This is a genomic window from Exiguobacterium sp. BG5(2022) (genome assembly GCF_031844365.1).
GTDB classification, from domain to species: Bacteria; Bacillota; Bacilli; order Exiguobacteriales; family Exiguobacteriaceae; genus Exiguobacterium; species Exiguobacterium profundum.
The window spans coordinates 916,103-938,715 of record NZ_JAUZVB010000001.1; the positions used below are offsets into that span (position 1 = coordinate 916,103).

Consider the following 22,613-nt stretch of genomic DNA (forward strand, 5'->3'; position numbering starts at 1 on the left):
AGAAAAAGCGGAGAAATTCTCCGCTTCGTTTACTTCGCATAATCGACGGAACGTGTTTCACGAATGACCGTCACTTTGATTTGTCCAGGATAATCGAGTTCGTCCTCGATTCGCTTACAAATATCACGTGCCATCTTACCGGCGACGACATCGTCAACGACATCAGGGCGAACGATAATCCGAACTTCACGTCCTGCTTGAATCGCATACGATTTCTCGACACCTTCGAACGACTCACAGATTGATTCGAGTCGCTCAAGACGACGGATGTAGCTTTCAAGTGTCTCTTGGCGAGCTCCAGGACGCGCTGCTGACAAAGCATCAGCCGCTGCCACAAGTACAGCAATCGTCGATGTCGCCTCGACGTCCCCGTGGTGGGAAGCGATCGAATTGATGACGACCGGATGTTCTTTGTATTTCGTCGCGAGTTCTACACCGATTTCAACGTGACTACCTTCGACTTCGTGGTCGATTGCTTTCCCGATATCGTGTAAGAGTCCTGCCCGTTTCGCGAGCGTGACATCTTCACCAAGTTCGGCTGCCATCATCCCGGCAAGATGTGCCACCTCAACCGAGTGAGACAAGACGTTCTGACCATAACTCGTACGATAACGCATGCGACCGAGCGTCTTGACAAGGTCTGGATGGAGTCCGTGAATTCCGGCTTCAAACGTAGCTTCCTCCCCGTATTCACGAATGCGTTCATCCACTTCACGGCGAGACTTCTCTACCATTTCTTCAATTCGAGCCGGGTGAATCCGACCGTCTTGAACGAGTTTTTCAAGCGTCATCTTCGCGATTTCACGACGAACCGGGTCGAACCCTGACAAGATGACGGCTTCTGGTGTGTCATCGATGATGAGGTCAATCCCAGTCAACGTTTCGAGCGTCCGGATGTTACGTCCTTCGCGCCCGATGATACGACCTTTCATCTCATCACTCGGTAAGTTGACAACGGATACCGTCGTCTCGGCGACATGTTCAGCTGCATATCGTTGCATCGTGAGAGATAAGAGGTGTTTCGCTTTTTTATCCGCTTCTTGTTTTGCTTTTTGCTCGATTTCTTTTTGAAGGAGAGCAGCATCGTGAAGCGCTTCCTGCTTCGCTTCGTCCATGATGATGGTACGTGCTTCATCTTTCGAGAGGGATGCCACGCGTACAAGTTCTCGGCGTGCCTCTTCGTATAACTCCTCCACTTTGCTTTCGAGCATTTCTGCTTCACGCTTGCGTTTTTCGAGTCCTCGTTCCTGTTCATCTAGCGAGTCTTCTTTCCGCTCGAGCATGTCTGCTTTGCGGTCAAGAAGCTCTTCCTTTTGAACGAGGCGATTCTCTTTCACTTTCTGTTCTTCGCGACGTTCACGCAATTCTTGTTCCGTCTCATTACGAAGTTGAATCATCTCTTCTTTTACTTCAAGCCGTGCTTCTTTTTGCATCGCTTCCGATTGTTGTTTTGCTTGCTCTACAATCTTAGTCGCTTCCGTCTCGGCACCTTGAATCTTCGCTTCGGCGATCGATTTACGCACAAAAAAACCTGCAACAAAAGCTATCGGCAAAAGGAGGATCAGAATAAGCCAGTATAGCCATTCCATCATGTTCACCTCCCTTTCGCAAGGTTATTTTATTTTTTTAATAAGTGAGATACACGGGCAAGCCCACGCATAACTTTATTGTACTTATTTAATAGGGAGAATGCAATGCACGGACAGGATAGAACTACCAATTGCCTAAAAAATTATACTAAAAAAATCTCACTCGAAAGAATTCGAGTGAGACGATGTGCTTATTCGTCATCGAGAAGTGAGAGGACTTCGTCGTCTTCGCCTTCGACCGTGACCGTTTTTTCTCCATTCAATCCGTAGTGATCTCGAATCTGTTGTTCGACCTCAGCTGCGATTGCTGGATTTTCTTTCATGTATTGCTTGGCGTTTTCACGGCCTTGACCAAGACGTTCTTCATTGAACGAGTACCAAGCTCCGCTCTTTTGAACGATGTCGAGGTCTGCACCGATATCGATGAGTTCCCCTTCACGCGAGATCCCCTCACCATACATAATATCAACTTCCGCTGTTTTGAACGGAGGTGCAATCTTGTTTTTTACAATCTTGATCTTCGTACGGTTCCCGACCATATCTTGACCTTGTTTGAGCGTCTCCGCACGACGAACTTCAAGACGTACAGAAGAGTAGAATTTCAAGGCACGGCCCCCTGGAGTCGTTTCCGGGTTACCGAACATGATCCCGATCTTCTCACGGATTTGGTTGATGAAGATGACAATCGTTTTCGACTTGTTCGTCGCACCAGACAACTTACGAAGTGCTTGAGACATCAAACGAGCTTGAAGACCGACGTGCGAGTCTCCCATTTCCCCTTCGATTTCGGCTTTCGGTACGAGTGCCGCAACCGAGTCGACGACGAGGATATCAACTGCTCCAGAGCGAACGAGCGCTTCAGCGATTTCGAGCGCTTGCTCCCCAGTATCCGGCTGTGAAAGGAGCAACTCATCGATGTTGACCCCAAGATTTTTAGCATACTTCGGATCGAGTGCGTGCTCGGCATCAACGAATGCTGCTTGACCGCCACGCTTTTGGACTTCTGCAATCGCATGAAGGGCAACCGTCGTCTTACCTGAAGATTCTGGTCCGTATACTTCGATGACACGACCGCGTGGATATCCACCCGCACCGAGCGCGACGTCGAGGGCGATTGACCCTGAAGGGATGACCGATACTTGTTGGTCTGTATTTTCACCAAGGCGCATGATTGAGCCTTTACCGAATTGTTTTTCAATCTGGCGTAATGCCATTTCTAACGCTTGTTTACGATCACTCATAGATAAATGAGCCTCCTTTAATTGATACTCTTATTATACGTGAACACTGTACGATACACAAGTTTTTTACGAACATTTATTCGCCTTTTTTGATTCGTTGAATGAGAGCCCATAATCCGTCCTTCGCGGCTCGCATGCGGATGATATTCCGTTCTTGATGGGGATACGTCCGCTCGATGACTTCTATTCCGTTTGGTGTCTTCACTCCGATATAGACCGTACCGATCGGACGACCCGAATTCGATGTCGGTCCTGCCTCTCCCGTGAAAGAGAGGGCATAGTCGGCATGGGTGGTCTTTGACAATCCGTCCACCATCTCATAGGCAACTTCTTTTGAGACGACTGAGTGCTGTTTAATTGTATCAAGCGAGACCCCTAAATACCTATTTTTTAGCTCATCCGAATAGGTCACGACTCCACCTAGAAAGACGACTGAAGCGCCAGGTGTTGATGTAATCATCGATTGTACCTCGCCGCCGGTCAACGACTCAGCCACAGCGAACGTACGATTCAATCTAGACAATGATTGGACAAGATGTGATGCGATCGTTTCATCGTCAGAGCCGAAGTAGTACGAACCGACCCGTTTCATAATCTCAGTCTTCACTTCTTCAATCATCTGACGCGCGGTCACCTCGTCCGTCGCTCGAGCACTGATCCGAAGTCTTGCCTCTCCCGTCTCGGCATAGGGGGCAACGGTCGGATTCGAGCCGTCCAATAAGTCCTTCACGGCATCGTCGAGAGCGGATTCTCCAATCTCATAAAACCGTAATGACTCTGAGACGAGCGTCGCTCCTGATAGTTTCTGCGGAAACGTCGCCTCGACCAAAGCTTTCATTTCACGTGGCACACCCGGTAAAAGCAACCACGTCGTGTCTCCGGCAATCCACATGCCCGGGGCAAGCCCGACCGGATTTGGTAATACGTCTGCTCCGCTGAGCACGTCGGCTTGGCGAGCGTCCCCATCATTCATCAATCGATTTCGTGACACGAGGAATCGTTGAATCGTCTCATACGCTTCCTCATCCCGAACGATCGGACGGTCTAGTAAGTCGGAAAGGACTGTCTTTGTGACATCATCCGCCGTCGGACCGAGTCCACCCGTGACGATGACAAAGTCGGAACGACGACGGGCGATTTCAAACGTCTCTCGCATTCGTACCGCGTTATCCCCGACAACTTGATGATACAAGACCGGCACACCGTACTTCGACAGTTGTTCTGATATGTAACTCGCATTCGTATTGACGATTTCCCCTAAGAGCAACTCGCTTCCTACCGCAATGATTTCGGCTCGTTTCATCTCATTTCCTCCTCAACTTCAAAAAAAAGACGAGCTAGATCAACCAACTCGTCTCTGTCGACTTACATCGACTTCACAATAATCTTATAGTTTTGTGCGAAATATTCGGCACCTGAGTAAATTGTAAGTACGAGCGCCAACCACATCGCCCATTCGCCAAACGGGATCCCGACATAGCTAAAGATCGGGTTACCGAACAGTAAGAAGATGATGGCAAAGAGCTGCACCCACGTCTTCGCTTTTCCAGATTTCCCGGCCGCGACGACAATCCCTTCATCGGCAGCGACGAGACGTAAGCCTGTAACCGCAAATTCACGTGATAGAATCACGACGACGACCCACGCCGCGACGAGATCCATCTCAACGAGCAACACAAGGGCCGCCGTGACGAGCAGTTTATCTGCGAGCGGGTCCATAAATTTACCAAAGTTCGTGACTAAGTTATGCTTACGGGCCAAATGTCCGTCTAACCAGTCTGTAATGGCCGCAATCGTAAAAATCACACCAGCGATAAATTGGTGCATCGGGATATCAGCGCCTAAAAAAGCGATGTTTCCCCAATCAAAATCAACAGCGAGTAAGACGACGAATACGGGGATCAAGACCACGCGTAGCATCGTCAATCGGTTAGGTAGGTTCATATAGAACGCCTCCTCTTAGAAGGAGAGTCGACTTATTCGGCGTCGACTCTCTTTACAAAAATATTTTGTGTGACCGGAGACTCTTGAAGCTCGAGCTCACGACCGTTGACGACGATTTTCTCAACGCCTGCGATGAGTCCGATTCGAATACGCAATGTGTCCGTCTCGGCATCTTCAATGACAATCGGATTCTGTTTCGACTGGTTCGGATACTCCGGTGCGAGAAAGGCTCCTTCTAACGACGTATCACGAACACCCACGTAAGAGGCAGGTGACTCCTTCACATAAATCTCGGTCGACAGTTTCTCGTTCGTCGCGAGTTCATAAGTGATATCTGCCCCATTCGACTCCTTCACCGCAATCGGACCAGATTCCGCTGGCGGTTCTTCTTCGGTCGGCTCCTCTTCAGTCGGTTCCTCCTCGACCGGTTCATCAGCCGGGACATCCTCATTCTGGTCGACTGTGACACCAGAACTTGGCGGTTCGGCAGGACTTGCATCCTGACCACCGAAGTCGATGCTTCTCACTGCGAAATAAATCGCGGTGATGAGCAAGAAGACCGTGAGAACGAGGAGAACTTTCGGAACCCATCTCGAGACCCGACTTGTCGACTCGGAAGCCTTCGAATACGTTTTCTTCCGAGAGAGTTGAACAGACGGCTGTGCCTCGATGACCGGTAAATCTTTTGCATATGTCTCGTATAATTCATCCACATCTAGGCCGAGCGACTCCGCATACGTCTTAATGAACGCCCGTGCATAAAAAGAGCCAGGGAGATTTTTGTAATCACCTTCCTCGATTGCGATGATATAGCGCTTTTGAATCTTCGTCGTCTGCTGGATTTGGTCGAGCGTCAATCCGCTCTCCTCACGCTTTTGTTTCAAAAAAGTCCCTAGTTCTGTCACAGGGGTCCACACCTTCCATTCACATAATTATTCAAACCATTCTGACTCACGATGCGTTTCTTGTGGGATGATGATCGTCTCATCCGGATTGTTTCTCAATTCAATAATATAATCAAAGTCTTCATACACGCAATCGGTGTTTCGGACGTACAGGTCAGGGTGTTCGATGACTTTCACGGCCGGCAACCGCATGACTTCACGAATGAGCTGGCGATGTCGTTCATCCATCGTTCGGGTAGAGACGGCACCATCGATTATGTATACGTGATCGCCTTCCCGTTCCTCTTCAAATAATGAGGTCCGAACGGTCTGTTTCATCAGTGTCGAGGAAAGAAACAACCATCGTTTGTTCGCACACACACTCGCTGCTACGATGGACTCCGTCTTTCCGACGCGTGGATTTCCACGAACACCGATTAACAAATGGCGTTCTTCCTTCATCAGTTCCGCAACGAAATCGACGAGAATGCCCAAATCTTCACGGACGAAGCGAAACGTTTTTTTGTCATCACTATCATGGTCGATATAACGACCGTGACGGATTGCAATCCGGTCTCGTAACTTCGGACGGCGCAACTTGATGACGGCAATAGCTTCCATCCGCTTTAAAATATGCTCGAGTCGATGCACATGATCGGCGGCAGGTGCTTTGAGCAACATTCCCCGTCGCTGCAAATCGACCCCATTGATGGTGACGATGGAGATTTGAAGCATCCCCATGAGAGATGCGATGTCTCCGAGGATACCCGGTCGATTCTGACACAATTCATATTCGAGATACCACTCTTCGAATTTATGTTCCATCCCCAACCATCCTTTCGAGCGAGTTCGCTACCTTGCCTATTTTAAATTATTTTAGAAGAATTGAAAAGAACAGGTTTATTTACATGAATCGGATCATTGCCAACCGCCATCGACGCGTATCACCGTGCCCGTCATATACGAGGCGTCCGGTGAGCACAAGAAACGGATCGTGTTGGCCACGTCCTCTGCCGCACCGAGACGTCCAAGTGGAATGTCATCGATCACGGATTGTTTCGACTCTTCTACCGTATCATTCATTGGCGTATCAATCCACCCCGGGGTCACCGCATTGACTCGAACATTGAACGGTCCGGCTTCTCGTGCGAACGCCTTGACGAAGCCGAGCTGTGCCGCTTTGACGGTTGAATAAAACACCTCAGCCGCCGCACCGACCTCTCCCCATACACTCGAGACAATCACGATATCCACGTGATGATCGTAAGGCTTCCTTGCAACGACGGACTGGATGAGTCGGATCATTGCCCGAACATGTACATCGTACAGCCGGTCGAGCTCATCCATCGACTGGTCGACGACGAGACCATGGAGCGCATGTCCGGCCACATATACAATTCGGTCGATGTCCAGCATATCCTGCACCCACGACTCAACAGCGTCACGGTCTGTTAGGTCACAAGGGAGAATTTCTGCCGAAAGATTCTCTTCATCTATCAAATGACGGAGTCTATCACTACTCTCGTTCGCATGCAAAATCAGTTCATCTTCACGAAAAGCGAGCGAGACGGCACGTCCGATGGTACCGCTCGCTCCAACAATCAATGTCTTCATCGTTTTTTGACGATGCATACCGTTCGTTGTTCATGGCGGAACAAGCGCTCGTATGCTTCGTATAGTTCGTCGAGTGTGATGGCATCAATCAAAGTCGGGATTTCAAACAAATTCCCATCATTGAGTGCATATCGAGAGAACTGATTTGCGATGAATTCCGGTGAGTTCAATGCTTTCAAGAACTGTCCTTGCATCATGCGTTTCTTCCGGTCGAGCGTCTCTTGACTCAACTGAAGTGGACGTTCTAACGCCTCCGTCACACGGTCGACAAACGCATCTACTTCCGACGTCTCCATCGACAAGGCGGCAAAGGCAAACGTTTCCTCTGACGTATAGTCAAACGAGAAGGCATCGTCAATCAATCCTTCAGCATAAAGTTCTGTATAAAGAGGAGCTGTCGTGTCGAAGAGCGCATGCATGAGCAATTCTACTGTCAATTCTTGCTTCAGACCTGCTTCCCCAGCTTGTGGTACATCCTTATACCCAATCATGACTTTCGGTACAGAGACGTCCATCTCGATGACCCGTTCTGACAGACGAACCGTGGTCGGTTCATATACTGTCTCACGAGCACTCAATCGTGGTGTCTCAAAAGATTTACCTGCTTGGTTATCTCGAATCAAGGCAAGCATCTCATCCGGTTCGATGTTCCCGACGACGAACAATGCCATGTTGCTCGGATGATAGAACGCTTGATGACAGGTGTACAAGTCTTCCGCCGTGATCTTTGAAATCGATTCGATTGTACCTGCGATATCAATCTTGACGGGATGTGTCTCGTACATCGCCTCAATTAAACCAAAATACAAGCGCCATCCGGGATTGTCTTGATACATTTGAATCTCTTGACCGATGATGCCTTTCTCTTTCTCGACAGACTCTTTCGTAAAATAAGGAGTCTGGACGAAATCAAGTAGCGTTTGTACGTTTTCCGAAATCTTGGACGTGGCACCGAACAAATAAGCCGTCCGTGTGAAGGAAGTGAAAGCGTTCGCTGACGCTCCTTGACGACCGAATTGTTGGAAGACGTCACCATCTTCTTTCTCGAACATCTTATGTTCTAAGAAATGTGCGATACCATCGGGAACCTCGATCCAGTCTTCTAGTTTGAAGCGTCGGTCAATCGATCCATATTTAGTCGTGAACGTCGCGAATGTTTTTTCATATCCAGTCTTTTTCAACAAGTAAACGGAGAGGCCATTGTCGAGAACGTGATGATGTAACGTCTCTCCGACGTTAGGAAAGTCTAATTTCATGCTTCTCCTCCTTTCAAGCAATAAACCGCTTCGAGTTCCATTTCTTTCGCAAGCGCAACGACATGATCTCGTGTCGTGTTTTCAATGATTGCCATCTCTTCGTCTAACGAGAACGGACGAACGTCTGCTCCACTCATCCAAGCAATCAATTGACGTGGACTGTCTCCAAGTTGTCGACGTTGATTGAACAACAACTCTTTCGTCTGTTGCAACGTCTCATCCTCAAACTCGCCCGCTTGTAAAGCGTTCAATTGCTCTTCGATGATCTGTTCGGTTTTTTGCTGGTTCGACGCATCGATGCCGGCATAGACGAACAACTTCCGACTGAGGGAACTATATTGTGAAGCGGCATAGTACGCCAGGCTCTCTTTTTCACGCACGTTCATGAACAGTTTCGAGTGAGGGAATCCTCCGAACAATCCATTCACGACTTGCATACGAATCGCCGCTTCCGTTCTTGGGTCGACATTGAGTGAATAAGCGAGATGGAGCTTGCTTTGTTTAATGTCTTGGTGTTCTTCCAAACGCTTGAACTCTCCTCGACTCGCTTCTGGTAACAGGCGTGGTCGACGTGTCCCAAGGGATTCCAATGGATTGAAAGCCTGTTCGACTTGCTCACGATTGACATCCCCGACAACATAGATGTCCACACGGTCATGTTGAATCATCGATTGATATGCCTCATATAATGATTTCGGTGTGACATGGTCGAGTTGCTCAAGCGTACCGAGTGACGGAATCGCAAGTTCTCCTCCGAGCATTTCTTGTAGACGCTGTTGGGCGAAACGCATTTTGTCATCATAGACCGATTCGATACGCTGACGTTGCAATCGACGTTCCTGCTCGACGATGAGTGGCTGGAACGCCCCATCGTATGCGTTCGGACGAAGGAGAACGTCTTCGAGTAACTCGATTGCCTGACTCAATACGTCTTCTCCGACAAGATGATCGTTGACGACTTCGAGTTGGAATTGGATGACGTGCTCCTTTCCGATCTTAGATGCACCAGCATATAAGTTTGTGTCATACAACTCCTCTAGCGGTGTGTGAAATAACTCAATGGATGGATACGTTGCCGTCGATTTCTCCATAATGAACGGGAGCAATGCCCGATCTGCGACCGTCTCCGCCGATAATGGAGCGGCGAATGACACGAGACAAGTCGTCGTTTTAAATTTTTTGGTCGGATAGACCGAGTAGTGCAATTGATGTTGGAACTGTTCGATTCCTTTCATCTGCCGATCACTCCTTTTTTCGTTTTGGTTGAAACACGGCAGCGCCGCGCGCATATTCTTGATCCGGCACCCCTGCCACGACGTTCGCGTAACGGGCAACCGTAAATAAATAATCACTCAAGCGGTTAAAGTAAGGCAATTGCCGGTCTGCGACTCCGAGAGCCGCTAAGTCACGCTCGACCCGTCGACAGACGGCACGAGCCACATGTAAGCTAGCTGCGGCAACGCTGCCGCCCGGAAGGATGAAGCGCACAAGTTCCGGACAGGACTCCTCCCACTCATCCATCCATCGTTCTAGTTCCGTCACGATTGACAAATCGACCATTTTTGGCGGTGCCTCAGCATACATCAGCTCCGAACCGAGGTCGAACAAGTCGTGCTGAATCTTCGTCAGCTGTATTCGGAGCGTCTCATCCTCTTGATGCGCGATGGCGAGTCCAATCTGACTATTCAACTCATCGAGATGACCCATCGCTTCAATCTGAGGATGGGATTTCTCGACACGACTACCGATTAATGATGTTTCACCCTTGTCGCCCGTTCGTGTATAACGTTTCATTCGACTCCCCCCTTAAAATGCCACAAATGGTGACTCAAGCGAGTCACCATTACGAGTTGTGTGGTTGTTCAAATGGTAAGTAAATCTCGAAGGTGGTTCCGACCCCGAGTGTACTCGATACGCTCACTTTTCCGTGATGGGCATCGACCACATTCTTCACGATCGCGAGTCCGATGCCTGTCCCTGTCTTCGAACCACTGGTCCGGGCTTTATCGGCTTTATAGAATCGCTCGAAAACGAACGGCAAATCCTCTTTTGGAATTCCATGACCTGTATCCGTCAACTGAATCCGTAGCCCGTCCGTCTCTTCTGTGGCCTCAATCCGAATTTCTCCAGAATCGGTATGCGCGATAGCATTGCCAATCAAGTTGGTGAACACTTGCTCGAGACGATCGCCATCCGCCTCGATGAGACGGTGCGGGGCGTCGGTCTGTAAACGAATCTCTTTTTCAGATGCCATCTGATTGAACTTTCGCATGACTCGGGGCAAGAAATCACCGATATCAAACGAAGTGAAATGCATCGTCTCTTTACCCGATTCGATGCGTGCCAAATCCAACAAATCATTGACGAGTCTTGCCAAGCGGAGCGATTCATCATAGATGATGGAGGCGAACTCTTTCGTCGCCTCGTCACTCTCAGTGATGCCATCGATGATTGCCTCTGAATACCCTTGAAGCGTCACGAGCGGTGTCCGGAGTTCATGGCTAATGTTCGCCACAAAATCGGTCCGCATCTTATCGAGTCGATGACTTTCTGACGTATCCCGGATGACAACGACAGCACCCTCGAAATCGTCTTCTCCGACGAGTGGTGTGACTGTCAGTGTATAGTACCGCTCATCCTGTTTCACTTCGATCGTCTTTTCAGACGTCCCCTCCATCACTTCCTCATAAAGAGACAATACGACTTCATGTGGTTGCCCATCTTGAAGTAATGGACTCGCTTGCGGGTTCGTGACAATCACGTTCGCATGACGATCGAGTGTAATGACACCGTCTGCCATCGAACGAAGAATCGACGCAAGTTGCAGCCGTTCCCGGTCAAGGGCATTCACATACTTCGAAAGCTGACTGCTCATTGCGTTGAAAGAAGCAGCGAGTTCTCCAATCTCATCCCGTGTCTTCGTCTCCAAACGCAAATCAAATTGCCCCTCTCCCGTCTTATTGACTGCATCCCGCATCGCTCGGAGCGGTGCCGTGATTCGTGTCGACAAGAAGAAAGCGAAGACGGTCGTGACGATGATGGCCGAAGCGACGGTCCAAAGAATGATGGTCCGTGCTCCCGCGTTCGCACTCGAGATCGCATCGAGCGGTTCGAGCAGGTAGAGCGTATACTGTCCTGTCGATAAGGAGAAGGTCGTCCGATACGCTAGTGCGGCCTGGTCGTCAAAAGATGAGAAATTCCCGATGGCCGTCTCACCGACCGCCTGATAGGTTTCCCAATCCTGTCGTTCAAGTTCCACCATCAAACCATCCACTTGATTTCCAAAATTCGATCGGGTCGTACCGTTCTCTAAGATATAGTTAGCCCCGTACACTTCGATGATTTGATCAATCGTCTGGGACGTGTCACCTTCATTCAACAAAACCGATTGGACCTGTCCACCGAGCTTGGCAAGATGGCCTCGTTCCTGGTCGATATGAAAGGAATTAAAAAATTCAAGCATCAACACCGAGACGATGAATAAGATGACACTGACCAAAACGAGAATCGTCAGCCACAGTTTCGTGACGATGCTGTTTCGACGAATCATCATTCACTGGCAGCTTCGAACTTGTACCCGACACCCCATACGGTCGTGATCATATGCGCCGCGTCCGGTGAGACACGATTCAATTTCTCACGAAGACGTTTCACATGCGTATCGACGGTCCGAAGGTCTCCGAAAAATTCGTAGTTCCATACTTCTTTTAACAACTGCTCTCGTGAAAAGACTTTATCCACCTGTTTTGCGAGGAAGAACAATAACTCATATTCTTTTGGTGTGAGGGCGATTTCCTCGCCGTCCACCGTGACGCGGTGTGCATCATTATCGATTGTCAGATGTGGGAAGACGATCAAATCCTTCGACTTCTCACTCGTGTGCATGAACTTCGTCGAACCAGAGCGGCGAAGCAATGCTTTGACGCGGAGCACGACTTCACGCGGACTGAACGGCTTGACGATATAATCATCCGCCCCGACTTCGAATCCTTGGACACGGTCGATTTCTTCACCTTTCGCCGTGAGCATGATGACCGGAGTCGCTTTCGTCTTCCGGAGTTCTGTACATACTTCAACCCCATCCATCTTTGGCATCATCAAATCAAGCAAGATCACGTCGTATTCGTTATCAAGGGCAAGCGCGAGCGCCTCTTCGCCATTGACCGCTTCTTCAATCACATACTGTTCACGTTCTAAGTACATTTTCAAAAGTCGGCGAATTCTCTCCTCGTCGTCGACTACTAAAATCTTCGTTTTCTCAGCCATACCTGAAACCCTCCTAAGACCCATTACGAGTTGTAGCGAATGTTGCACAATTGTGAACATTCCACTCTCTGCCATAACTATACCACTCTATTATTTCGCTTCACAACGATGATTTGATGGACCAAATGAAAAAGAAGTCACAATTGTGACTTCTTTTATGTCAGGCATACGAATGCAGACCGGCAATGACCAGGTTGACGAAGACGAGGTTGAACATGATGATGGCAAATCCACCGACACATAACCAGGCCGCTTTCGTTCCTGTCCAGCCACGCTGAATGCGCATATGCAAGTAGTAAATATAGATCAGCATCGTGATGAGGGCCCAAACTTCTTTCGGGTCCCATCCCCAGAAACGGTTCCAGGCAATCTGTGCCCAAATCATCGCAAAGATCAGACCACCAAGGATAAAGACCGGTAATCCAATCGCGACCGAGCGATAGCTGATTTCATCAGCAAGGTCGAGATCGACTTTTTTTGCAAGGGGTTGGAGCGCTTCAGCGACGCGTTTACGCAAGATGACAAAGCGGAGCAACACATAGATTACAATTCCGCCGATGACCGACCAGATGAGCGTGTTCAACTTGAGTGTATTGATCCAGTTCGGGAGCTCGAGTGACAAGCCACTCGCGCCAGACACGAGTTGTGCCCCTTCTGGGACGAACAAGATCGGCATGAAATATTCATACGTCTCCGCTTGACCGCGGTCGTTCGTGAACTCGACGACACCTCCGGCACCAATCCCCTTGAATAACATCGAGACGATGATGAAGCCGAGCGTGCACATGAGGACAAACATCGTCACTTCGAGCCACGTCCGTGACTTAGACTGTTCTTTCATCGATGTTTCGTTCAATAAGAAAATGAGTCCCGATGCAAAACTAATGGCCAAAATCCCTTGTCCGAGCGCAGCCGTCGTAACGTGAATTTTCAGCCATACACTGTTGAGTGCCGGGATGAGCGGTGCGACCTCACTCGAGAACATTGAAGCGAAGGCGATGACGAGTAACGCCACCGGCATCGCGAACAAGCCGAGTACATCATTTTTATAAATTCCATATACGACGAGGAACCCAAGTACCATCATCATACCGAAGAACGTCGTATATTCGTACAAGTTTGATACCGGCGCATAGCCGACACCTGCCCAGCGCATAAAGAAATATGTCATTTGAGCGACAAAGCCGATGATTGCCAAGATAAAGGCGTATTTCCCATAGGCAACACGGTTGACGTTTCGATCTTTACGCATACCACTGACGGCAATCGTAAAGAGAACCGTCGAGATTGCGTACAGGAAGAACGCGATAAACAGCATTCGGCTGCTCCATTCAATCCATTCCATCAAGATTCCCCTCTTTCATCTGTTGACTCGTTCTCCGACTTCTCTGTGAATCTCGCCTGGTCTTCCCACATCGGTAAGCCAGTTTGTTCTAATAGCGGCGACACTTCACGACGGAGCGAGGACGGGTTTTTATTCGTAAAACCGGCTACAAGCACGCCCTCTTCATGACGACGGATCCAAACGCGACGGTGTGGCCAGTACATGCCCATCGCAATACCGATCATAAAGATCGTGGCACCGACGATCAAAATCGGATAGGTGGAGTCACTCTTCACACGTAAACCACTCGTGCTCGCCATCTCTGTACCTGCAAACTGGACATCGTAGCGGTTCTCTTCATCAGCGACATTCAGACGAATGCCGATTAAATTCGACTCCGTTTCTCCTTCAGGTGATTCAACGTTGAAGAAGAAGGCAGGATTCAGTGCACGTGGTGATTTCGTATTCGGTTGTCCATCTTTCACTTCAAAGTCTGGATACAAATCTTTCAACGTGACGGTGACCCCATCGAGCTCATAAGACTTTTCCGGATTCTCCAAATCAACTTTGAACGGACCATATTCGTCGCCGGTTTCTTTATCTGCCAACATGAACGACATCGATAAGAACTCTGGACGACTTGAATATTGTTCCTGATACACTTCAAATTTATCGAACTTAAACGGGTGGTTGACTTTCGTCGAACCGACATCGACTTGCTCGAGTTGCGGCGATCCGTCCTCGTTCGTTCCCGTCTTTTTGAATAACGTCAACTCTGTCTCATAATTTTTAGGAACGGCTCCTGCTTTTTCAATGGCGGCCGCGAACTTCGCGTCCTCTTCATTGTTCTCAGGGTCGTACATTTCAAGAATGAACTGGTCGTTCCGTAAGTAGTACTCGCCGTCAGTCGCCTCTAGCGACACCGTGTCGCCTTCACGCACCCATTCGAGCGTATCCGTATGGAATGCAGGGAACACTCGCAGCATCGCCCCTAGGAAGAAGATGACAAGTCCGAGGTGGTTGACGTACGGACCCCAACGACCAAACCGGTGTTTCTCTGCTAACAGAGCATCGCCGTCCCGTTTGACGGTATATCGTTTCTTTTTAAGTGCGACTGCGATCTCATCAATTTGAGCCTCCGTCCCATCACCTTGTCCGAAGAGACGTTGCCCCTTCATAAAACGTTCTGTCCGTCTGACCGGTTGTTTTTTAAGCGCCTTATAGAGCGGAACCCCACGGTCAATCGACACGACGACGAGTGAGAGCGTCAACATGACAATCAGACCGATGTACCACCACGATGTGTATAGGTTATGGAATCCGAGGGCGTAATAAATAGAACCCGGTGTTCCATACTCCTCCATATAATATTGTTCAGGCGGTAATTGTTGTGGGATGTACATCTCTTGAGGAAAGATTGTTCCGATTGCCGAACCGACAATAATCAATGCAATTAACCACAACCCCACTTTGACCGATGCAAAGAAGTTCCACACACGGTCAATGATCGATTTCGGACGACGCTTCGACCGTAAATCAGCGCCTTCGTATTTCATATCTAGCATCTGTGCGTCCCCCGTTCGCTTACAATGACTTCTCGGCTAGCTCCATCAATTTCTCTTTCGTGAGTTCACCTTCATACTTTTCAATTACGTTCCCTTCACCATCGATGACGAATGTGACGGGTAGGTTATAAATGCCATACGCTCCTTCGACTTCGCTCTGGGTATCCATCAAAATCGGATAGTCGAGCCCGACACCAAGGTCGTTGATGAAATTATCGACACGAAGCGGTGTCTCTCCGACGTTCACGGCCCAAAAATCGACACCCATGTCTTGAAGTGTCGCATAGTTTTCTTGTACGACCGGCATCTCTTTCTTACACGGTTCACAGAACGTACCCCAGAAATTCAAGAGCATCCCTTTCCCTTCGTAGTTATCTCGCTCATACAAGGTCGAACCGTCGAGTGTGACGAGCTTGAAGTTCGGTGCCTCGTCGCCCGCCTCGATGCGTCCATCGTTACCCGCTTGGTCGAATGTTTGCATAATCGTAACCGCTCCCGCGAAGAGAACGACCGTCATGATCATCATCCGCCAAAATGACCTCTTTTTCTTTTTTGCGACCGCTTGTTCCATCCGGTCGTCTTTTTGTTGATCTTTTGTCATCGTTTTCACACCATCCTTCAGTTGCTATTGTACTGAAAAAACATTAAAAACGCACATTAACAGACTTTTTTCATTTTTTTGTCACACAATCTACACAATCAAAAAAATCATCCTATTTCAGGACGATTTTTTGTTGTTATTTTTTCTTCTTTTTGCCTCGTGGTTTCGGTGGAACGGTAGGGTTCGCAAGTTCCCGAAGCTTACTGATTTCTTTGTGTGAAAGTTCACGCCAGTCGCCCGTGTTCAGACCGTCGAGCGTCAAGAAACCGAACTGTTCACGCTTCAGTTTGATGACCTCTGAACCAATGGCTTCCACCATCCGACGGATTTGACGATTGTGACCTTCCGAGATGACGATTTCGAGGATGGCTGTGTTCTTCTTCTGGTCTACAGACTTCATCTTCACTTTCGCACTTCCCGTTTTGAATCCGTCATCGAGTTCGACACCAGACTCAAGCTGTTTGATGGCCAAGTAAGATGGGATGTTCTTCACTTTTGCCACATAGCGCTTTTGAATTTTATATTTCGGGTGTGTCATCATGTTCGAGAACTCGCCATCGTTCGTCAAGATGATGAGACCCGTCGTGTTGTAGTCAAGACGACCGACCGGGAATACACGTGCTCCTGGTGGGACGAGGTCTGTGATGACTTTACGTCCTTTGTCGTCATCGACCGTCGATACGTAGCCACTCGGTTTATAAAGCAAATAGTAGACATGTTCTTCTTGTTCGATTTTGACGCCATCGACTTCAATCTCTGACTTCGGTCCAACTTTCGTCCCGAGTTCACGGACGACTTTTCCGTTCACGCGGACGCGACCATCCAAAATCATTTCTTCCGCTTTCCGACGCGAGGCGACCCCCGCTTGTGCGATTACTTTTTGCAAACGTTCCATATGATTAATCCTTCTCCAATCTCTCTTCTTGCTTCGGTGATTCCTGACCGAAGAACAAATCGCCTTCGTCTGTCAGTTCATCCTCAAATGTTAATGGTGGCAATTCTTCGAGCGAGTTGAACCCGAAATGGTCGAGGAAGTGCTCTGTCGTACGATACAGCTTGGCACGACCAATCGTCTTCGCACGACCAGCCGATTCGATCAATCCTTTCGATAACAACGTATGGATGACCCGTTCGACTTTGACCCCGCGAATCTCTTCGATATCCGCTCGTGTGACCGGCTGTTTGTAGGCGATGATAACAAGCGTCTCCATCGCTGCACGTGAGAGCGCCTGCTCAGCCATCGTCCCGACATATTTTTGAATGTACGGAGAGACGTCCGGAACGGTCACGAGCTTGTAGACACCTGCCGATTCCATGAGCTGAAACGGCCGATTCGATGATTTGAACGATGTCTCTAGCTTACTGAGCTGTTCTCGTGCCGCAGCTTCTGAGATATCGAGCGTCTCGGCGAGCGCGCGTACTTCCATCCCTTCATCACCGACGACGAACAGCAATCCTTCAATAATCGTCTCATAAGACAGCAACCGCTTCATCCCCTTTCTTTGATGGTTCAATGAATGAGATTTGAATATCTTGGTCGAGTTGTTTTGTTACGACGACCCGTAGCTTGATCAGCTCAAGAAGCGCCATAAACGTTACCACGAGATCCGAGACGTTCGGTTGCTCAACAAAAAAGGCGAAAAACGACGTTTGTCTCGTCGACGATACGTGTTCATGAAGACGCGTCATCTGCTCTTCAAGCGTACGCTCTTCCCGCTTGATCGTCTTTTTGCGTCGTTCTTTCCAACGTTTCCGTTCAATCATCTTCGAATAGGCGTGGAGAAGATCCGAGAAGTTGAGTGGTCCGTCATACTTAGACACCTCTTCAGACATATAAGTCGTCAAATCTTCACCCGGTCGCGTATACAATTCAAGCCGGTGTTCTTCTTGTTCACGCATGAAGACGACCGCTTCTTTATATGCTTTGTATTCAATCAATTGACGAATGAGACCTTCACGCGTCGGTTCCTCACTGAAGTCTGGAACCTCTTCATCCTCGACCGAAACTGGCGGTAACAATTGTTTGCTCTTCAATTGGAGCAACGTCGCCGCCATGACCAAGTATTCACTGGCCACATCGAGTTCAAATTTTTGCATCGTGCGAATATAGCCGACATACTGGTCAGTGACTTCTGCCACGGAAATGTCGACGATATCAATCTCCATTTTTCCAATCAAATGGAGCAACAGGTCGAGTGGACCTTCGAACGTATCAATTTTAACGTTATAGGCTTCCATAGAGACACCTGCCATTTTACATTTTTGCGCTTTAGTATAACATGTTTTATAACACCGTGGACACGAAAGGAGAAAATTGATTCATGACCCCTTTTATTCATTATACGTTGCTTTTTGAATGTCATGCCGATTATTTCGAATGTCATGAGGTATTAGAAGAGGCGTGGCAGGCAGACGGACGCCGTCACCACGGCTATGCAGCGCTCATCCAATATGCTGTCATCCACTATCACCTCCGGCGCGACAATTTGGTCGGCGCAAAAAAGAGCTTGCGACTCTTACGTCGAAAGATTGACATCGCTTCTCCCTATTTGAATGAACTCGGTCTAGATGTCGACTCCTTCATCGCACAACTCGAGGAATGGCCGCTTCGCGCGACGCTTCCATTGCAATCAGATGTCCGTGAGACGGTCGAATCCCTAAAATCGACGTTTCCATCGACGGACCTGGCGTTCGAGGAACTCGTTCATAAACATCTACACCGTGACCGGAGCGAAGTGATTATGGAACGGGAGTTGGCACTTTTAAAAAGGCAACGTGCCAGAAGTTGACGTCAAGATTCAAGAAGTCTCCTTTTCATGATCAATGATGATTTTTTAACTTCTTAAACGCCATCACCCAACTCTCGAGATCGCTCCGATCATGTAAATATTCAGAAGGGGTTTCAAGTAAATCCATGCCAACTATCGTTTGTAAGCAGGACCAAACCACCTCGTCAGAAGCTGTCCAATCAAATCCATCTATATTTTCATACTGTTCCATCCACTGATGTGCCCAATCAGAGATTTCTTCTCGCGTTCGTTCTTGCCTGAGCACTTGCTCCATTCGATTGATCAGTTCATCAATTGTTACTCGATTCATGAATCCACCTCATTTAAAGGGTTTGTGATTTACTCCATGCAATATGCAAAACCCCCGCAGTCCAAGATTGCGGGGGTTTTTGTCATCAGACGACTAATTGATTCCATTTATCCAATAAATCGCCCGTCTTGCCTGTACCGGTTAGCGTCAAATCAAGTGGAAGGACGTTTCTTACCTCGTCTAGAAGCTCGTAAGAACGTTTCTCGCCACGGAATGATGGCGACAAGGCGATATGGTCGATGACCATTGTCGTTTCTTGTTGCTCCATACCAATGATACCAACGAAGTCTTCACCGACTTTCCACAAATAGAGGAACTTCGACTCCTCCTCGTCATACGATCGGACGAGTTCAAGCAAGCTTAGCGGAGATTTGTCACTGCATGAGAATGCGAGTAGACCCATCGCCGTCTTTTCATAAGAACGTTTATATTTGACCAGCATTGCTGGGTTCACCACCTTTTGTCATTCAAGTTTCACGACGTGAACACGTGAGAGACATGGTTCATTGTGCCATACCCTTCAGGCAAAAATCAATTCTCGTCCCAAACCTTCACTTCTGCCATCTTCGTACCTTGACGAAGTTTGACGGCATGCTCAAGACCAGATGTCACTTTACCGAATACCGTATGGACACCATCCAAATGCGGTTGTGGCTCATGGACGATGAAGAACTGTGAAGACCCTGTGTCACGACCTGCGTGGGCCATTGAGAGTGAACCCGCTTCGTGTTTGTGTGGGAACGATGTCGATGTCTCACAAGGAATCGTATAGCCTGCGCCACCCATTCCAGTTCCTTGTGGGCAACCACCTTGGCTGACGAAACCAGGGATGACACGGTGGAACGTCAATCCGTTGTAAAACCCGCTGTTCGCAAGTTTTTCGAAGTTTTCGACCGTGATTGATGCTTCACCGTGGAATAAATCAAATTCAATCATTTCGCCATTTTCAAGTTTCATAGAACCTTTTTTCATGTTTCAAGCAACCCCTTTTTCATAATATGTATCCTGCTGTTTGACACTCACATTACCCATCTTATCAAAAAAACACGTCTGTCTCCACTTTTTTGTGGAAACAGACGTTCTGCCTTATTGAATCACCGCGTGAACGAGTGGACGGGCCTCTGGTTTCGTTGCACCGATCGTATACGCATGGTCTAAACGCTCGATGGCTGAAGACATGTCTTCGATGTTCGAACGGAGTACCGCGATCACATCGCCTACCTCGACACGGTCGCCGACTTTTTTCTCAAGCGTGATGCCTGCCGCAAAGTCGATTTTGTCTTCTTTTGTCGCGCGTCCTGCACCGAGAAGCATCGCCGCAACACCTACTTCGTCTGCGATGATCGACTCGACATAACCTGCTTCTTTTGCGACGAATGTCGTCTCATATGAAGCTTGTGGTAATTTCGTCACATCATCGACGAGTGATGCGTCGCCACCTTGTGCTTCGACGAACTTGCGGAACACCTCGAGGGCGTGTCCATCTGCAATGCGCTTCTCAAGGTCGGCATATGCTTCTTCAAACGTTGGATAGAATTCACCGAGGACAGCCATATGTCCAGCGATCGTGAGAGCGATTGTTTTCAAATCTTCGACTTCTTTACCTGAGAGGACTTCAATCGCTTCTTTCACTTCGTTCGCGTTCCCGATTTCAAAGCCGAGCGGTTGGTCCATGTCTGTGATGACCGCGACCGTCTTACGTCCGACGTTTTTCCCGATTGCGACCATTTCTTCCGCGAGGGCTTTCGCATCATCAAACGATTTCATGAACGCGCCAGAACCTGTCTTGACGTCAAGAACGATACTGTCCGCGCCTGCTGCAATCTTCTTCGACATGATTGAACTTGCGATGAGCGGGATCGATTCGACCGTAGCCGTAACGTCGCGGAGCGCATACAAGCGCTTATCGGCAGGCGTCAAGTTCCCTGTCTGACCGATGATCGACATTTTGATATCATTTACTTGTTTCGTGAATTGTTCTTCCGTCAATTCAACGTTGAACCCCGGGAATGATTCGAGCTTATCAATCGTACCACCCGTGTGACCGAGACCACGACCGCTCATCTTCGCAACGGGGATGCCGATTGAAGCAACGAGTGGTGCCACGATCAAGCTGATTTTGTCCCCGACGCCGCCCGTCGAGTGCTTGTCAACTTTTTTCCCTTCGATGTTGGAAAGGTCAATCGTATCACCAGACTTCACCATTTCCATTGTCAATGCAGCCGTCTCGTTTTCAGTCATCCCATTGAAGTAGATGGCCATCGATAAGGCTGACATCTGATAGTCAGGGATTGATTCGTTCGTGAAACCTTCGACAACGAAGCGAATCTCCTCTTCGTTCAATTCTCCACCGTTACGTTTCTTTAAAATCAAATCGACCATACGCATAACTGTCGTCCTCCTAAAATTAAGTTACTTACATGCTTTTAATCGTGCCACGTACGAGAGAGAGGAAGTCTTGACGAACGCGCTCTGTCGTTTCGATGACTTCTTCATGGTTGAGTGGTTGATCTAAGATGCCTGCTGCCATGTTCGAGACACACGAGATCCCTAGGACACGCATATCCGAATGACGCGCGACAATGACTTCTGGAACGGTCGACATACCGACGACGTCGCCACCGAGAAGACGGGCCATTTTGACTTCAGCTGGTGTTTCGTACGTAGGACCTGTGTTACCGAAGTAAACCCCTTTTTGTACAGAAAGTCCAAGGTCTGAAGCGACACGTTCTGTCAATTTCACGAGCTCTTTATCGTACGCTTCTGACATGTCAGGGAAACGAGTCCCGAATTCACTCGCATTCTTCCCGATGAGCGGGCTCGTACCAAAGAAGTTGATATGATCTGTGATGATCATCAAGTCGCCTGGGTTGAATGACTCGTTACATGCTCCTGCCGCGTTTGTGACGATAAGAGTCTCGACACCGATCAATTTGAGGACACGAACCGGGAACGTCACTTGTTCCATCGAGTATCCTTCATAGAAGTGGAACCGTCCTTGCATGGCGACGACTCGTTTTCCTTCAAGTTCACCGAACACGAGTTGACCCGCATGTCCTTCGACAGTCGATACCGGGAAGTGTGGAATCTCCTCATAAGGAATCGCTACCGGGTTCTCAATCTCGTCCGCGAGGACTCCAAGTCCCGACCCTAGAATGAGTCCGATTTCTGGTGTACTGCCCATACGCTCCTGCAAAAACGCTTTTGTTTCGTTCCAATTTACCATGAAT

At 48.7% G+C, this 22,613-nt stretch carries 24 protein-coding genes; 1 reads left to right on the forward strand and 23 read right to left on the reverse strand.

Annotated elements, in window-relative coordinates; genetic code table 11:
- Positions 1-29: 29 nt before the first annotated feature.
- The 18 genes from rny to Q9R25_RS04825 all read right to left on the reverse strand — a co-directional run bounded on the left by rny (position 30) and on the right by Q9R25_RS04825 (position 18,522).
- Entirely contained in the window at positions 30-1,592 is a 1,563-nt protein-coding gene (gene rny / locus Q9R25_RS04740; protein ID WP_035387855.1) for a ribonuclease Y, read from the reverse strand.
- Between the two features lie 188 nt (positions 1,593-1,780).
- Positions 1,781-2,830 carry a recombinase RecA gene (gene recA / locus Q9R25_RS04745; protein WP_012726480.1) on the reverse strand — a complete coding sequence of 350 codons (1,050 nt, stop codon included), beginning with the start codon at positions 2,828-2,830 and terminating at the stop codon, positions 1,781-1,783.
- A gap of 76 nt (positions 2,831-2,906) precedes the next feature.
- The gene (locus tag Q9R25_RS04750) at positions 2,907-4,133 is read right to left on the reverse strand and encodes a competence/damage-inducible protein A (protein ID WP_196430828.1); all 1,227 of its coding nucleotides are present in this window, start codon (positions 4,131-4,133) and stop codon (positions 2,907-2,909) included.
- A gap of 62 nt (positions 4,134-4,195) precedes the next feature.
- A complete protein-coding gene (pgsA, locus tag Q9R25_RS04755; RefSeq protein ID WP_074036832.1) occupies positions 4,196-4,774 on the reverse strand; it encodes a CDP-diacylglycerol--glycerol-3-phosphate 3-phosphatidyltransferase in 579 nt (192 codons plus the stop codon).
- A 32-nt stretch (positions 4,775-4,806) separates the two neighbouring features.
- Entirely contained in the window at positions 4,807-5,679 is an 873-nt protein-coding gene (locus Q9R25_RS04760; RefSeq protein ID WP_078147046.1) for a helix-turn-helix domain-containing protein, read from the reverse strand.
- A 27-nt stretch (positions 5,680-5,706) separates the two neighbouring features.
- Positions 5,707-6,483, reverse strand: coding sequence for a YmfK family protein (locus Q9R25_RS04765; RefSeq protein WP_012726484.1), 777 nt, complete (start codon positions 6,481-6,483; stop codon positions 5,707-5,709).
- 93 nt (positions 6,484-6,576) lie between these two features.
- Positions 6,577-7,290: an elongation factor P 5-aminopentanone reductase gene (gene ymfI / locus Q9R25_RS04770; RefSeq protein ID WP_251125244.1), complete on the reverse strand. Its 714-nt coding sequence runs from the start codon at positions 7,288-7,290 to the stop codon at positions 6,577-6,579.
- Entirely contained in the window at positions 7,269-8,528 is a 1,260-nt protein-coding gene (gene yfmH, locus Q9R25_RS04775; RefSeq protein WP_214690805.1) for an EF-P 5-aminopentanol modification-associated protein YfmH, read from the reverse strand. Before yfmH ends, ymfI begins: the two co-directional genes overlap by 22 nt.
- Positions 8,525-9,763 carry an EF-P 5-aminopentanol modification-associated protein YfmF gene (gene yfmF, locus Q9R25_RS04780; RefSeq protein ID WP_215243860.1) on the reverse strand — a complete coding sequence of 413 codons (1,239 nt, stop codon included), beginning with the start codon at positions 9,761-9,763 and terminating at the stop codon, positions 8,525-8,527. The genes yfmH and yfmF overlap by 4 nt, the downstream gene beginning before the upstream one ends.
- A gap of 7 nt (positions 9,764-9,770) precedes the next feature.
- On the reverse strand, positions 9,771-10,322 hold the full coding sequence (locus Q9R25_RS04785) for a cob(I)yrinic acid a,c-diamide adenosyltransferase (RefSeq protein ID WP_012726488.1): 552 nt from the start codon (positions 10,320-10,322) through the stop codon (positions 9,771-9,773).
- 49 nt (positions 10,323-10,371) lie between these two features.
- Positions 10,372-12,081, reverse strand: coding sequence for a HAMP domain-containing sensor histidine kinase (locus Q9R25_RS04790; RefSeq protein WP_143180242.1), 1,710 nt, complete (start codon positions 12,079-12,081; stop codon positions 10,372-10,374).
- Positions 12,078-12,794 (reverse strand): response regulator transcription factor, encoded by a 717-nt coding sequence (locus tag Q9R25_RS04795; protein ID WP_147538010.1) that lies wholly within the window; start codon positions 12,792-12,794, stop codon positions 12,078-12,080. The genes Q9R25_RS04790 and Q9R25_RS04795 overlap by 4 nt, the downstream gene beginning before the upstream one ends.
- Before the next feature lie 160 nt (positions 12,795-12,954).
- Positions 12,955-14,139: a c-type cytochrome biogenesis protein CcsB gene (gene ccsB / locus Q9R25_RS04800; RefSeq protein WP_031423441.1), complete on the reverse strand. Its 1,185-nt coding sequence runs from the start codon at positions 14,137-14,139 to the stop codon at positions 12,955-12,957.
- On the reverse strand, positions 14,139-15,683 hold the full coding sequence (gene resB / locus Q9R25_RS04805) for a cytochrome c biogenesis protein ResB (RefSeq protein WP_159562414.1): 1,545 nt from the start codon (positions 15,681-15,683) through the stop codon (positions 14,139-14,141). Before resB ends, ccsB begins: the two co-directional genes overlap by 1 nt.
- 19 nt (positions 15,684-15,702) lie before the next feature.
- Complete coding sequence (resA, locus tag Q9R25_RS04810; RefSeq protein WP_047795228.1) at positions 15,703-16,284, reverse strand: thiol-disulfide oxidoreductase ResA; 582 nt, start codon at positions 16,282-16,284, stop codon at positions 15,703-15,705.
- Positions 16,285-16,420: 136 nt separating this feature from the next.
- The gene (locus Q9R25_RS04815) at positions 16,421-17,179 is read right to left on the reverse strand and encodes a pseudouridine synthase (protein WP_012726494.1); all 759 of its coding nucleotides are present in this window, start codon (positions 17,177-17,179) and stop codon (positions 16,421-16,423) included.
- 4 nt (positions 17,180-17,183) lie between these two features.
- Positions 17,184-17,777, reverse strand: a complete 594-nt coding sequence (gene scpB, locus Q9R25_RS04820; RefSeq protein WP_074036818.1) for an SMC-Scp complex subunit ScpB — start codon at positions 17,775-17,777, stop codon at positions 17,184-17,186.
- Complete coding sequence (locus tag Q9R25_RS04825; protein WP_031423432.1) at positions 17,755-18,522, reverse strand: segregation/condensation protein A; 768 nt, start codon at positions 18,520-18,522, stop codon at positions 17,755-17,757. Before Q9R25_RS04825 ends, scpB begins: the two co-directional genes overlap by 23 nt.
- Before the next feature lie 83 nt (positions 18,523-18,605).
- Between Q9R25_RS04825 and Q9R25_RS04830 the strand changes: the two genes are divergently transcribed.
- A complete protein-coding gene (locus Q9R25_RS04830) occupies positions 18,606-19,073 on the forward strand; it encodes a DUF309 domain-containing protein (RefSeq protein WP_215243859.1) in 468 nt (155 codons plus the stop codon).
- A gap of 31 nt (positions 19,074-19,104) precedes the next feature.
- On the opposite strand, the gene Q9R25_RS04835 is transcribed toward Q9R25_RS04830, so the two are convergent.
- The 5 genes from Q9R25_RS04835 to Q9R25_RS04855 form a co-directional block, all read right to left on the reverse strand.
- On the reverse strand, positions 19,105-19,383 hold the full coding sequence (locus Q9R25_RS04835) for a hypothetical protein (protein ID WP_214781377.1): 279 nt from the start codon (positions 19,381-19,383) through the stop codon (positions 19,105-19,107).
- Between the two features lie 85 nt (positions 19,384-19,468).
- Positions 19,469-19,825 (reverse strand): GCN5 family acetyltransferase, encoded by a 357-nt coding sequence (locus Q9R25_RS04840; RefSeq protein ID WP_074036814.1) that lies wholly within the window; start codon positions 19,823-19,825, stop codon positions 19,469-19,471.
- An 89-nt stretch (positions 19,826-19,914) separates the two neighbouring features.
- Positions 19,915-20,355 carry a peptidylprolyl isomerase gene (locus Q9R25_RS04845; protein ID WP_311282871.1) on the reverse strand — a complete coding sequence of 147 codons (441 nt, stop codon included), beginning with the start codon at positions 20,353-20,355 and terminating at the stop codon, positions 19,915-19,917.
- A gap of 114 nt (positions 20,356-20,469) precedes the next feature.
- Positions 20,470-21,771 carry a pyrimidine-nucleoside phosphorylase gene (locus Q9R25_RS04850; protein ID WP_074036810.1) on the reverse strand — a complete coding sequence of 434 codons (1,302 nt, stop codon included), beginning with the start codon at positions 21,769-21,771 and terminating at the stop codon, positions 20,470-20,472.
- Positions 21,772-21,799: 28 nt separating this feature from the next.
- On the reverse strand, positions 21,800-22,609 hold the full coding sequence (locus Q9R25_RS04855; RefSeq protein WP_012726501.1) for a purine-nucleoside phosphorylase: 810 nt from the start codon (positions 22,607-22,609) through the stop codon (positions 21,800-21,802).
- Positions 22,610-22,613: the final 4 nt, after the last annotated feature.